This is a genomic window from Pseudomonas sp. (assembly GCF_002796985.1).
Taxonomy (GTDB): domain Bacteria; phylum Pseudomonadota; class Gammaproteobacteria; order Pseudomonadales; family Pseudomonadaceae; genus Pseudomonas.
In genome coordinates this window covers 405,134-417,382 of sequence record NZ_PEKX01000002.1, presented here as the reverse complement: position 1 = coordinate 417,382, position 12,249 = coordinate 405,134, and the positions used below count along the sequence as shown (strand labels likewise).

At 65.9% G+C, this 12,249-nt stretch carries 12 protein-coding genes; 4 read left to right on the top strand and 8 right to left on the bottom strand.

Going from position 1 to position 12,249, the window contains the following annotated elements; all coding sequences use genetic code 11:
* Nucleotides 1-255: 255 nt before the first annotated feature.
* The 4 genes from CTR55_RS02305 to CTR55_RS02290 all read right to left on the bottom strand — a co-directional run bounded on the left by CTR55_RS02305 (nt 256) and on the right by CTR55_RS02290 (nt 3,706).
* Complete coding sequence (locus CTR55_RS02305) at nt 256-1,008, bottom strand: ABC transporter ATP-binding protein (RefSeq protein WP_296283919.1); 753 nt, start codon at nt 1,006-1,008, stop codon at nt 256-258.
* Nucleotides 1,008-1,844 carry an ABC transporter permease gene (locus CTR55_RS02300; RefSeq protein WP_296283966.1) on the bottom strand — a complete coding sequence of 279 codons (837 nt, stop codon included), beginning with the start codon at nt 1,842-1,844 and terminating at the stop codon, nt 1,008-1,010. The genes CTR55_RS02305 and CTR55_RS02300 overlap by 1 nt, the downstream gene beginning before the upstream one ends.
* 18 nt (nt 1,845-1,862) lie before the next feature.
* Nucleotides 1,863-2,891: an aliphatic sulfonate ABC transporter substrate-binding protein gene (locus CTR55_RS02295; protein WP_296283918.1), complete on the bottom strand. Its 1,029-nt coding sequence runs from the start codon at nt 2,889-2,891 to the stop codon at nt 1,863-1,865.
* Between the two features lie 176 nt (nt 2,892-3,067).
* Complete coding sequence (locus tag CTR55_RS02290) at nt 3,068-3,706, bottom strand: peroxiredoxin (protein ID WP_045212297.1); 639 nt, start codon at nt 3,704-3,706, stop codon at nt 3,068-3,070.
* A gap of 293 nt (nt 3,707-3,999) precedes the next feature.
* Here CTR55_RS02290 and CTR55_RS02285 point away from each other — a divergent pair, with 293 nt between their 5' ends.
* Entirely contained in the window at nt 4,000-4,209 is a 210-nt protein-coding gene (locus CTR55_RS02285; protein ID WP_296283917.1) for a DUF6316 family protein, read from the top strand.
* A gap of 110 nt (nt 4,210-4,319) precedes the next feature.
* Here CTR55_RS02285 and CTR55_RS02280 read toward each other — a convergent pair whose 3' ends face one another.
* Nucleotides 4,320-5,882, bottom strand: a complete 1,563-nt coding sequence (locus CTR55_RS02280) for a sigma-54-dependent transcriptional regulator (RefSeq protein WP_296283916.1) — start codon at nt 5,880-5,882, stop codon at nt 4,320-4,322.
* A gap of 260 nt (nt 5,883-6,142) precedes the next feature.
* Between CTR55_RS02280 and phhA the strand changes: the two genes are divergently transcribed.
* The 3 genes from phhA (at nt 6,143) to CTR55_RS02265 (ending at nt 8,586) form a co-directional block, all read left to right on the top strand.
* Nucleotides 6,143-6,931, top strand: coding sequence for a phenylalanine 4-monooxygenase (phhA, locus tag CTR55_RS02275; RefSeq protein ID WP_296283915.1), 789 nt, complete (start codon nt 6,143-6,145; stop codon nt 6,929-6,931).
* 105 nt (nt 6,932-7,036) lie between these two features.
* Nucleotides 7,037-7,393, top strand: coding sequence for a 4a-hydroxytetrahydrobiopterin dehydratase (locus CTR55_RS02270; RefSeq protein ID WP_017517211.1), 357 nt, complete (start codon nt 7,037-7,039; stop codon nt 7,391-7,393).
* Complete coding sequence (locus CTR55_RS02265; RefSeq protein WP_296283914.1) at nt 7,390-8,586, top strand: amino acid aminotransferase; 1,197 nt, start codon at nt 7,390-7,392, stop codon at nt 8,584-8,586. The genes CTR55_RS02270 and CTR55_RS02265 overlap by 4 nt, the downstream gene beginning before the upstream one ends.
* A gap of 223 nt (nt 8,587-8,809) precedes the next feature.
* On the opposite strand, the gene CTR55_RS02260 is transcribed toward CTR55_RS02265, so the two are convergent.
* The 3 genes from CTR55_RS02260 to CTR55_RS02250 all read right to left on the bottom strand — a co-directional run bounded on the left by CTR55_RS02260 (nt 8,810) and on the right by CTR55_RS02250 (nt 12,229).
* The gene (locus CTR55_RS02260; RefSeq protein ID WP_296283913.1) at nt 8,810-9,832 is read right to left on the bottom strand and encodes a transporter; all 1,023 of its coding nucleotides are present in this window, start codon (nt 9,830-9,832) and stop codon (nt 8,810-8,812) included.
* A gap of 162 nt (nt 9,833-9,994) precedes the next feature.
* Nucleotides 9,995-11,125: a TIGR03364 family FAD-dependent oxidoreductase gene (locus CTR55_RS02255; protein ID WP_296283912.1), complete on the bottom strand. Its 1,131-nt coding sequence runs from the start codon at nt 11,123-11,125 to the stop codon at nt 9,995-9,997.
* Nucleotides 11,126-11,203: 78 nt separating this feature from the next.
* The gene (locus CTR55_RS02250) at nt 11,204-12,229 is read right to left on the bottom strand and encodes a putative 2-aminoethylphosphonate ABC transporter substrate-binding protein (RefSeq protein ID WP_296283911.1); all 1,026 of its coding nucleotides are present in this window, start codon (nt 12,227-12,229) and stop codon (nt 11,204-11,206) included.
* Nucleotides 12,230-12,249 lie beyond the last annotated feature (20 nt).

Genomic DNA, 12,249 nt, shown 5'->3' with positions numbered 1-12,249 from the left:
CGATCAGGCCGGTACAAATGCCGGCCTGCTAACCAATGTGCATAGACCTTAACAGCCCTCCTCATATTCCAATAAATGGTATTTATTCATTTAGTTATGCGATTTTGTTTTAAATATAGGAGCGAGCTTGCTCGCGAACCTCTTCACGCGGGGCTCGTAGGATGGGCGGAGCGCAGCGATACCCATGCTGCCAGCCGGCGCGCTCGGATCGATGGGTATCGCTACGCTCCACGCCATCCTACGCAGAGCGAAGAGTCAGATGACGTGGGACTGGTGCAACTCGGTCAGCGCTTCGCCACGCAGGAAGGCCAGCTCCACCGCGCGGCGGTCACGCGGGCGCGGCAGCGGCACGGGGAATTCGCGGCGCAGGCGGCTGGGGGTGCCGCCCAGTAGCAGGACACGGTCGCTGAGGTAGAAGGCTTCGTCGAGGTCGTGGGTGACCAGCAGGATGCTGATGTCGTACTCCAGCGCCAGTTGCTGGATCAGGTCCTGCAGGCGGATGCGGGTGAAGGCGTCCACCGCGCTGAAGGGTTCGTCCAGCAGCAGCACCTGCGGCCGCCCGTAGAGGCCACGGGCGATGGCCGCGCGCTGGGCCATGCCGCCGGAGAGTTGCTTGGGCAGCAGGTCGCCCTTGCCTTCCAGCCCGACGTCGCGCAGCAGGTGCTCGATGCGCTGATCGTCGGCCAGCCAGCCGTCGGCGAAGCCGATGTTCTGCGCCACGGTCAGCCAGGGCAGCAGGCGCGGCTCCTGGAACACCACGCCGACGCCACCGCCGCCACGACCGGTGTCGCCATCCGGGCCGAAACCCAGCAGCGGGTTGCGCTCCAGCGAGCCGGCGAACTCGTCGTCCAGCCCGGCAGCGATGCGCAGCAGCGTACTTTTTCCACAACCGCTGGGGCCGAGCAGGCTGACCACCTCGCCCGGCGCCAGGCTCAGGCTGACGTCGTCCAGCACTCGCACGCCGGAGAAGCTTTTGCGGATGTCACGCAGTTCCAGCAGAGCGCTCATCAGTTGTCTCCCTGCTCCTGAGGACGATTGCCCAGAAAGGTATCGCGCCAGGCCAGCGCGCGCTGCTCCAGCGCCTTGAGCAGGCTGTCGCTGAGCTTGCCGAGCACCGCCAGCACCAGGATGGCGGCGATGACGATGTCTGGCCGCGAGGTTTCCCGGCCATCGCTGAGCAAATAGCCCAGGCCGCGGGTGGCGGCGATCAGTTCGGCGGCGACGAGGAACATCCAGCTCAAACTCAGCGCGCCGCGCAGGCCGGTGAACAGGCTCGGCAATGCCGCCGGCAGGAGGATGCGCCGCACCAGGGCGAAGGGCGACAGGTGATACAGGCGGCCCAGCTCCACCCACTTGCGGTCGACGTTGCGCACGCCGGCCACCAGCGAGAGGTACACGGGGAAGAAGGCGCCCAGGGCGATCAGCACGATCTTCGGGGTTTCGTCGATGCCCAGCCAAAGCAGCAGCAAAGGCACCCAGGCGAGGCTGGGGATGGCCCGCAGCGCCTGGAAGGTTGGCTCCAGATAGGCCTCGGCACGCTGGCTGAGGCCCACCCAGGTGCCGATCAACACGGCGGCCGCCGCGCCGATGAAGAAGCCGGCAGCGACCCGCGCCAGACTGGCGGCGACATGCTTCCAGAGCTCGCCCTGGGCCAGTTGCCAGAGGGTCAGCGCGACACTGCTGGGTGCGGGCATCTGGTGCTCGGCCAGCCAGCCGACGCGCACCGACAGCTCCAGCGCCGCACACAGCAGCAGCGGCACCAGCCAGGCGCGCCAGCTCAGCCGTGGCCAGCGCAGTTTCAGTCCGCGACGCTGGCGGGCCAGGCGCAGGCTCGGGGTTGGCAGGCTCTGGGGTGGCATGGACTACTGCTCCGCCCTGGCGACAGCGGGCTTGCCGATCACTTCGCCGGCCAGTTGCGGCGCGATCAGTTGATCGACCACGGCGGTGACGTCAGTCCCCGGGCGCACCAGTTGCTCTTCCAGCAGGATCGGAGCGGCAGCCTTCAGCGCGGCCACCTGTTCGGCGCCCGGCAGCGGCTTGCTGAAGTCGGTGCGAGAGAGTTGCAGCTTCGCCACTTCCAGCGGCAGCTTGGCTTCCTCGGCGAGCAGCTTCGCGGTCTCCTCCGGGTGCGCCACGGCCCACTGACGCGCCTCTTCATAGGCGGCAATGACCTGCTTGATCAGTTGCGGCTGTTCCTTCTCGAACTTCTCGGTGACGCTGAGCACGCCGTAACTGTTGAAGTCGACATTGCGGTACAGCAGCCGCGAACCGGCCTGCCGCTCGCTGGCGGCCATGTGCGGATCGAGGCCGGCCCAGGCGTCCACCCTGCCCTGCTCCAGTGCGGCGCGGCCGTCCGGGTGCTGCAGGTGGACGATCTCCACGTCGTTCTTGTCCAGCCCGGCCTGCTGCAGGCTGCGCAGCAGGAACAGGTAGGGGTCGGTGCCCTTGGTGGCGGCGATCTTCTTGCCCTTGAGATCGGCGACGGATTTCAGCGGCGAATCCTTGGGCACCACCAGCGCGGTCCACTCCGGGCGGCTGGCGATGTAGACAGTCTTCAGCGGGCTGCCGTTGGCGCGGCTGAGCACGGCGGCGAGGCCTGCGGTGGAGGCGAAGTCGGTGCTGCCGGCGTTGAGGTACTCCAGCGAACGGTTGCTGCCCTGGCTGAACACCCAGCGCACTTGCGTGCCTTGCGGCTTGAGGGACTTCTCCAGCCAGCCGAAGTGCTTGAGCACCAGGCTGGTGGGTGCGTAGTAGGCGTAATCCAGGCGCAGCTCTTTCGGTGGAGCGGGTGCGGTTGCGTCGGCGGCTTGGGCGGGGCTGTTGTAGGCGCCGATCGGCAGGCTCGCGAGAAGAGCGACGGCCAGGCTGCGGCGCCAGGTGGAATGACCCATGGTCGTTCTCCTTGGCGTGGGCTGACGTCTTCTCCCCGTTTGGCGGGTAAGTCAGAGCTTGAATAAAAAAGCGCGGCGTGGTCCGCGCATGAAGGATAAAAAACAGGCCGGCGAACCGGCCCGATTTCCGCTCGAGGTTTGCTCGCGCAGTGACTCCCCGGATGGGAAGCGGAGAGTCACTTGTTCGGTTGCGGCGTCAGGCGCAGGTACGGCTTGATTGCGCGGTAGCCCTTGGGGAAACGCTGCTTGATCTCTTCCTCGTCCTTGAGCGAGGGCACGATCACCACGTCGTCGCCGTCCTGCCAGTTGCCGGGCGTGGCGACCTTGTGGTTGTCGGTGAGCTGCAGCGAGTCGATGACGCGCAGGATCTCGTTGAAGTTGCGCCCGGTGCTTGCCGGGTAGGTGATGGTCAGGCGCACCTTCTTGTTCGGGTCAATGACGAACAGCGAACGCACGGTGAGGGTGTCGTTGGCGTTCGGGTGGATCAGGTCGTACAGCTCGGAGACCTTGCGGTCGGCGTCGGCGATGATCGGGAAGTTGACCACGGTGTTCTGGGTCTCGTTGATGTCCTCGATCCACTTCACGTGGGAGTCCACCGGGTCGACGGACAGGGCGATCACCTTGACGCCCTTGGCGGCAAACTGATCCTTGAGCTTGGCGGTCAGGCCCAGCTCGGTGGTGCACACCGGAGTGAAGTCGGCCGGGTGGGAGAACAGAACGCCCCAGCTGTTGCCGAGCCATTCATGGAAACGGATGCGGCCTTCGCTGGATTCCTGTTCGAAGTCGGGGGCGATGTCGCCAAGTCGCAAGCTCATGGGTCTCTCCTTGTTCGTGTTGGTAGCCACTATGCACAAGGTCTTTACGCATTAAAAAGAATATATTTTGATTTTCTTATAACCAAAATACTCAACTTTCCGAGACCCTGCTCAGCGACGATTGTCGCCGGACACTGAGCATAGACAAGGCTGGCTAACAGCCGGATGACGGGGCTGTTTCATTGCTGAAACAAAACCCCGCCGTTCGTCGCCATTCCCCTGCGACCCCGGCACTGTGCGGCTTTGCGGCATACACTCGTTCTCATTAATCCTTTGGTTCGGGAGGTCAGTTCATGTTGGGACAACGGGTCAACGACAGTCAGGCGGCCACCCACTACCGCAGCGACCGCATCAGTTCGGTCAATGGGCAGTACTTCTTCTCTACCCGTGAGGGCACGCTCGAAGGGCCCTACTTCACCCGCTTCGATGCCGAGCGCGAGATCGTCCAGTACATCACCCGCATGCAGCAGGCGGCCGGGTTGTTCGCGCGGGCGGCGCAGTGACCGCAGGCTGACGGAATGCGAATGAAAAACCCCGGCCTGATGCCGGGGTTTTGTTTTTCCGCGTCCGGTGGATGCTCTTCGCAGACCGCTCGCTCCCACGTCTCACAACGTCAAGGCTCCTCGTTGTGCCCCAGCCCATGCATGCGCAGCTTGTTGGCGATAGTGGTGTGCGACACCCCTAGCCGTTTGCCCAGTTGCCGGCTGCTCGGGTGCTCGCGGTAGAGCCGCTCCAGCACCGCCTTCTCGAATCGGCCAACGATGGCATCCAGCCCACCGTCCAGTGAAAAATCCCCCAGCGGATGCGGCGCACCGTAGTCCGGCAAGCGGATGTGCTCGGGGCGGATGGTGCCGCCTTCGCACAGCGAAACCGCCTGGAACAGCGCGTTCTCCAGCTGCCGCACGTTGCCCGGCCAGTGGTAGCGGCCGAGGCGGTCCAGCGCCTGCGGCGAGAGCTTGGGTAGCGCACAACCGATCTGCCGGCTGGCCTGATCGAGGAAGTGCTCCACCAGCGGCTCCAGGCCATCCAGGCATTCGCGCAGCGGCGGGATGTGCAACGACAGCACGTTGAGGCGGTGGTAGAGGTCCTGGCGGAACTCGCCCTTGGTGCAGAGCTCGGACAGGTCCGTCTGGGTCGCGCAGATCACCCGCACGTCCAGGTACACCTCCTCGTCGCTGCCCACGCGGCGGAAGCAACCGTCCTGCAGGAAGCGCAGGAGCTTGGCCTGCAGGCGCGGGCTCATTTCACCGACGCCATCGAGGAACAGGGTGCCGCCGGCGGTCAGCTCCAGCAGGCCGAGTTTGCCTTCCGGGCGCGCGCCTTCGAAGGCGCCGGGGCCGTAGCCGAACAGCTCGGTCTCGGCCATGGATTCGGGCAGGCCAGCGCAGTTCAGCGCCATGAACGGCGACTGTCCACGCGGGCTGGCGAGGTGGCAGGCGCGGGCCAGCAGCTCCTTGCCGGTACCGGTCTCGCCCTCGATCAACAGCGGTGCATCCAGCGGCGCCATGCGGCGTGCTTCGCGCACCACGGCAGCCATCACCCGCGAGCTCTGGAAGATGCTGTCGAAGCCGCGCAGCTCCAGGCGACGCACGTTGTAGATGCGCTCGCCGACGCGGTCGGCGCGGTGCAGCGTGAGCACGGCGCCGGCCAGTGCTTCGCTTTCGTCATGCTCGGTTTGCAGCGGCGCAATGTCGGCGAGGAACACGTCCCCTTTCACCTTCACCCGCAGGCCATTGATGCGCGCCTTGTTGGCTCGCACCAATTCCGGCAGGTCGAGGTCCTCGGCGTAGCGCGACAGCGGGATGCCCGGCACTTCATCGACGCGTACGCCCAGCAACTGCGCAGCGGCGCGGTTGCCCGCGACTATCTGCCCGGCCATATCGATGGACAGCACCGGAAACTCCAGCGCCGCCAGCAGCGCATTCAGCTCCAGGTGGCGGCGCTCGCTGGGCATCAGGCCGACGCGCTTGACGCCGAATACGCCGGGCACCGCTTCGAACTTGGGCTTGAGCGACTGGAACTGCAGGTTGATGAGGTTCGGGCAGAGCAGGTAGATGGCGTTGCCCTGCTCGCCGCCGACCTCGCCGCGGTTGACGTTGATGCCGTAGTCGACCAGCAGGTTGAGGATGTCGCGCAGGATGCCGACGCGGTTCTGGCAGTGCACTTTGATGCGCATGGCGGGCCCGTGGTTGTCGTTGTGGTGGGCGCTCCGGCGCGGATTTTCGCAAGGCGGCCGGAAATTATCGTCAAGAATATGTGACAGATGACCGCAGCTTCAAGCCATGGCCGATTGCCCGCGCCGCCATCCGTAATCATTTCTTTACGGATTGCCCTGCAACTCGCCCGCCAACGCAGCGCCCAGGGGGCTGTTTGCCGGCACGCATCGCGCTATTTGTGAGTCATCACAAGAACAGGCAGCTCGACGCCGGAGGCTCCATGAAGACAACGCAGTACGTGGCCCGCCAACCTGACGAGCACGGTTTCATCCACTACCCGGAAACCGAGCACCAGGTCTGGAATACCCTGATCACCCGCCAACTGAAAGTGATCGAGGGCCGCGCTTGTCAGGAATACCTGGACGGCATCGAGCAGCTCAGCCTGCCCCATGAGCGAATCCCGCAACTGGGCGAGGTCAACCAGGTGCTCCAGGCCGCCACCGGCTGGCGCGTGGCGCGGGTGCCGGCGCTGATCCCGTTCCAGACCTTCTTCGAGTTGCTGGCCAGCCAGCAATTCCCCGTCGCCACCTTTATCCGCACCCCGGAAGAGCTGGACTACCTGCAGGAGCCGGACATCTTCCACGAGATCTTCGGCCACTGCCCTCTGCTCACCAACCCCTGGTTCGCCGAGTTCACCCACACCTACGGCAAGCTCGGCCTGGCCGCCAGCAAGGCAGAACGGGTGTACCTCGCCCGCCTCTACTGGATGACCATCGAGTTCGGCCTGCTGGATACCTCGCAGGGCCTGCGCATCTACGGCGGCGGCATCCTCTCCTCGCCCAGGGAAACGGTCTACAGCCTCTCCGGCGAGCCCGAGCACCAGGCCTTCAACCCGCTGGAATGCATGCGCACGCCTTACCGCATCGACATCCTGCAGCCCCTGTATTTCGTGCTGCCCGAGCTCAAGCGCCTGTTCGAGCTGGCCCACGAAGACATCATGGCGCTGGTGCGCGAAGCCATGCACCTGGGCCTGCACGCGCCGAAGTTTCCGCCGAAACAGGCTGCCTGATCCGCTGCAATCGATCCCATCTGTGCCTAGGATGAGACGTGCTCGCGAGCCTAAGATGGTTCGCGAGCGCACTCCTATGCCACCCACGACAAGGAGAACCCTTTCATGACCGCACTCACCCAAGCCCATTGCGAAGCCTGCCGCGCCGACGCCCCGAAGGTGTCCGACGAAGAACTGGCGGTGCTGATCAAGCAGATCCCGGACTGGAACATCGAGGTCCGCGACAACCACATGGAACTGGAGCGGGTCTTCCTGTTCAAGAACTTCAGGCACGCCCTGGCCTTCACCAACGCGGTGGGCGCCATCGCCGAGGAAGAGGGCCACCACCCCGACCTGCTGACCCAGTGGGGCAAGGTCACCGTCACCTGGTGGAGCCACGAGCTGAAGGGCCTGCACCGCAACGACTTCATCATGGCCGCGCGCACCGACGAGCTGGCCGCGAAAGCAGAGGGACGCAAATGAAGCACTTCGCCAAGGTTACCCGCGTACCGGGCGACCCGATCCTGGGCCTGCTCGAAGCCTACCGGGCGGACCCCAATCCCGCGCGGCTCGACCTTGGCGTGGGCGTCTACAAGGACGCCCAGGGCCTCACCCCGATCCCCCGCGCGGTGAAGCTCGCCGAACAGCGCCTGGTGGATAGCGAAACCACCAAGAGCTACGTCGGCAGCCACGGTGACGCGCTGTTTGCCGCGCGCCTGTGCGAGCTGGTACTGGGCGTCACCTCGCCGCTGCTGGCCGATTCGCGCGCCGACGCCACCCAGACGCCCGGTGGCACCGGTGCCCTGCGCCTGGCGGCGGAGTTCATCGCCCATTGCCTGCCGGGCAAGAGCATCTGGCTGAGCGACCCGACCTGGCCGATCCACGAGACCCTGTTCGCCGCCGCTGGCGTACCGATCAAGCACTACCCCTACGTCGGCGCGGACAACCGCCTCGACGCGGAAGCCATGTTCGCCATGCTGGAGAAAATCCCCCAGGGCGACGTGGTGCTGCTGCATGCCTGCTGCCACAACCCCACCGGCTTCGATCTGGATCATGAGCAGTGGCAGCGCGTGCTGGAGATCGTCCGCCGCCGCGAACTGCTGCCGCTGCTGGACTTCGCCTACCAGGGCCTGGGCGACGGGCTGGAGGAGGATGCGTACTCCGTGCGCCTGCTGGCTGAAAGCCTGCCGGAAGTGCTGATCACCAGCTCCTGCTCGAAGAACTTCGGCCTCTACCGCGACCGCGTTGGCGCGCTGATCGTCTGCGCCGAGAACGCCGACAAGCTCACCGACATCCGCAGCCAACTGGCGCTGTTCGCCCGCAGCCTCTGGTCCACTCCGCCGGCTCATGGCGCGGAAGTGGTCGCGACCATCCTCGGCGACCCGGAACTGAAGAACCTCTGGCTGGAAGAACTGGACGGCATGCGCGGGCGGATCGCCGAGCTGCGGGTCGGCCTGGTGGAAGCCTTGCGCCCCCACGGGCTGGCGGAGCGCTTCGCGCACATCGCGATCCAGCGCGGCATGTTCTCCTACACCGGCCTGCAGGCCGAGCAGGTACGCATCCTGCGCGAGGAGCACAGCATCTACCTGGTGAGCAGCGGCCGCGCCAACATTGCCGGGCTCGACGGCGAGCGCCTCGACCACCTGGCGGCGGCCATCGCCCGCGTCTGCCGCTGACGACGATTTCTTCCCCCTCGACCGGCCTTTGAGCCGGTCTTTTTTTGCCTGCGCTGGGGGTCGACCTGAGCGTAGGAGCGGACTTCGTCCGCGATGTGCAGCCGGCCAGCTCGGAGCAGCCGGAAATCGATCGCGGACAGAGTCCGCTCCTACGCAGGCTGGTTGCGCCGGTGTAGGCCTGTAGGGGCGCGCTCCTACAGGGTGCAACAATGTCCGGGCTCGATTAGTAATCGTCGCGCTTGCGGAACGCCCAGCGCCCGGCCAGGCCGGTGAAGCTGGCCACCAGCACCACGAGTATCCAGAAGCCCTCCGGGTCGCCGGAGAAGGGAATGCCGCCGACGTTCATGCCGAAGAAGCCGGCGATGATGTTGATCGGCAGCGCCAGCACCGTGACCACGGTGAGGGTGAACAGCGTGCGGTTGCTCTGCTCGTTGATCTTCGCGGCGATCTCTTCCTGCAGCAGCTTGATGCGTTCGCCCAGCGCGGTGAGGTCATTGATCACCAGGGAGAACTCCTCGGTGGCCTCGCGCAGCACGCGCACGTCGTCCTCCGTCAGCCACACTGGCGGGCGGTTGAGCAGGCGCATCAGCGAGCCCGGCTCCAGCGCCAGCAGGCGCTGCAAGCGCACCAGCACACGGCGCATGGCGCCCAGGTCCGCGCGGCTGGCGGAGAGCCGCGCGGACAGTAGTTGGTCCTCGATGCGATCCACGCTGATGCTGGTCTCGCGGACGATGCGGGTGAGGATTTCGCCTTGGTCGCGCAGCAGGTGGATCAGCAGTTCCAGCGGCGAATTGAAGCTCTCGCCGTGCTTTACCGAGGAGCGCAGCGTGTCCACTGAGCGCAGTGGCTGCGCACGGGCGGTGACCAGCAGGCGGCCGCGGGCGCAAACCCACAAGGTGGCAACGTCCGAGGACATGCGGCTGCTGAAGTCGAACACCACGTCGTTGACCACCGCCAGCAGCGCGCCGTCCACGTGTTCGATGCGGGTGGAGCGCGAGCCTTCGCGCAGGGTCTCGAAGAAATAGTCGGGCAGATCCAGGTGCGACTTCATCCAGCGCTCGCAGGCCGCATGCGCGAGGTTCAGGTGCAACCAGAGGAATTCGTCCGCCGCGCGCGGCTCCCGCAGGCGTTGCAGGGCGGTGGGCGAATCGATCTCCAGGCCCGGCTGGTCGGGGCGAAAGCTGAAGCCATAAAGCAGGCCGAACAGGTCGGAATCCTGGTGGCTCTGGACGATGCTGTGGTTCATGGATTTCTGCGCACGCAAGTGGGACGTGCGTGTAGGAGCGAGCTTGCTCGCGAACCCGCACGGCACGGACTGTTCGCGAGCAAGCTCGCCCCTACGAAGAGCAAGGCACGCCCGCCCTTTGGTGTTACCAGAAGCCCGTGACCCTCAAATGACAGCCCCGTGTCAGCCGAACAGGCCCGCGACGGTGCGCTCGCCCAACGCCGGACCGATGCTCATGCCCACGCCGGTGTGCATCAGCACGGCGGTGATGCCGTCGGCAGCCTGCAAGACCGAGAACGGCCCCGGCCCGCGCGAGCCATACACGCCCTGCCAGCGCTCGATGACCTCGACGCGCATACCCAGGGTGTCCTCGGCCAGTTCCAGCATCAGCCGGTCGACGAACTCGGCGTTGAACGGCGCCGCGTCGCTGCCGTAGTGGTGGGAGTCACCGATGATCAGCTCGCCATGGGGCGTCGGGCTAACCAGCAGGTGGATGCCCTGCTCTTCCAGCTCCGGCGTCTCGCGGCGAATCTGCTCGCGCACCGCCTCGGCCTCGGGCAGGTCGGAGAAAGCGCCGTAATGCACGCAGCTCAGGCCGGTGAGAATCGAATGGGCGAGGCCCAGGTCGACCTGCGGGCGGGCGCGCAGCATCTGCAGCCGGCACACCTGCGGCGCCAGCGGTGCGATGACCTCAGCCAGCAGCGTCTGGTAGTCGTGGCCGGAGCAGACGATTACCTGCCCGGCAGTGAAGGTACCCGCCGTGGTGCGCAGCACGCCGGTGTCGACATCACGCACCAGGGTGGAGAAGTGGAACGCCACACCGTGCTCGCGGCGCAGGTAGTCGATCAGGCTCGGCAGCGCCTCGCGGGAATACAGCTGCTGGTCGTCGAAGCCCAGCAACGCCGCGCGATGGTGGCGGAAGTGGCCCTGGTAGAGGTCGTTCAGTTCGCTGCCGCGCAACAGGCCCACGCGGTAGTCCAGCTCTTTGCCGCGGCCGGCGCAGAAGGCCTCCAGCAGGTGTTCCTCGGCTTCAGTGCGGGCGAACAACAGCGAGCCGTTACGCCGCAGAGAGAACCCGGCGCCCTCCGCCCACTGCGCCCAGATCGGCCGGCTGGCACGGGCCAGGTCCGACATCACGCCCGGCGGCTGGCCGGTGACCAGCGCCTGACCGAAGTTGCGCACCGAGGCGCCCAGGGGAGTGGCAGTCCGCTCGAAGACGCGCACGGACAGGCCGCGGCGGGCGGCGGCATAGGCGTGTGAGAGGCCGAGGATGCCGGCGCCGACGATGGCGACGTCGCAGTGGGTGTGGGTCATGGGGTATTCCTGCGGGGCGAAGAGCCCCCTCTCCCTTCAGGGAGAGGGTTGGGGAGAGGGAGCCATCGGCGTCAAAGTTTACTTCTGAGCAACCTTTTCCGACTTGCCGTCATAGCGCTTGCGCCACTCGGCAAGGATCTCGTCGCGGTTCTTCGAGGCCCAGGCGAAGTCGTTCTTGATCAGGCGCTGTTCGTAGTCGGCCGGCAGTTCGGTCTGCGGCTTGGCGATGCCCGGCTGGGCCAGCACGGCGAAGTTTTCCTTGTACAGCTCCATGGCTTTCGGGCTGGCGGAGAAGTCGGCGAGCTTCTTCGCGGCAGCTTCATGCTGGGTGCCCTTGACGATGCCGGTGGCTTCGATTTCCCAGCCCAGGCCTTCCTTCGGCAGGACGATGTCCAGCGGCGCACCCTGGCGCTTGAGCTGCACAGCCGGGTACTCGAAGGAGATGCCGATCGGGAACTCGCCAGCGGCGGCCAGCTTGCACGGCTTGGAGCCGGAGTGGACGTACTGGCCAATGTTCTCGTGCAGCGCGTCCATGTAGGCCCAGCCCTGCTTCTCGCCGAAGGTCTGCAGCCAGGCGGAGACATCGAGGAAGCCGGTGCCCGAGGAAGCCGGATTGGGCATGACGATCTTGCCCTTGTACTCGGGCTTGGTCAGGTCCTGCCAGCTCACCGGCTTCTCCAGGCCCAGCTTCTCGGCCTCGACGGTGTTGAAGCAGATGGTCGCGGCCCAGACATCCATGCCGACCCACGCCGGCGGGTTGGCCGGGTCGCGGTAGTTCTTGCCGATGGCGTCCAGGTGCTTGGGCGCGTACTTCTCCAGCATGCCCTGCTGGTCGAGGATGGCCAGGCTGGAAGCGGCCAGGCCCCAGACGGCGTCGGCCTGCGGGCGATCCTTCTCGGCCAGCAGCTTGGCGGTGACGATGCCGGTGGAGTCGCGCACCCACTTGATCCTGATGTCCGGGTTCTCGGCTTCGAAGGCCTGTTTGTAGGCGGTCAGCTGCTCCGGTTCCAGGGCGGTATAGACGGTCAGCTCGGTGTCGGCGGCATGGGCCTGTGCGGCGAAACCGGCGACCACAGCGGCGGCGAGGGCAAGACGTTTGAACATGTGGAGCTCCTTGGCAGTGT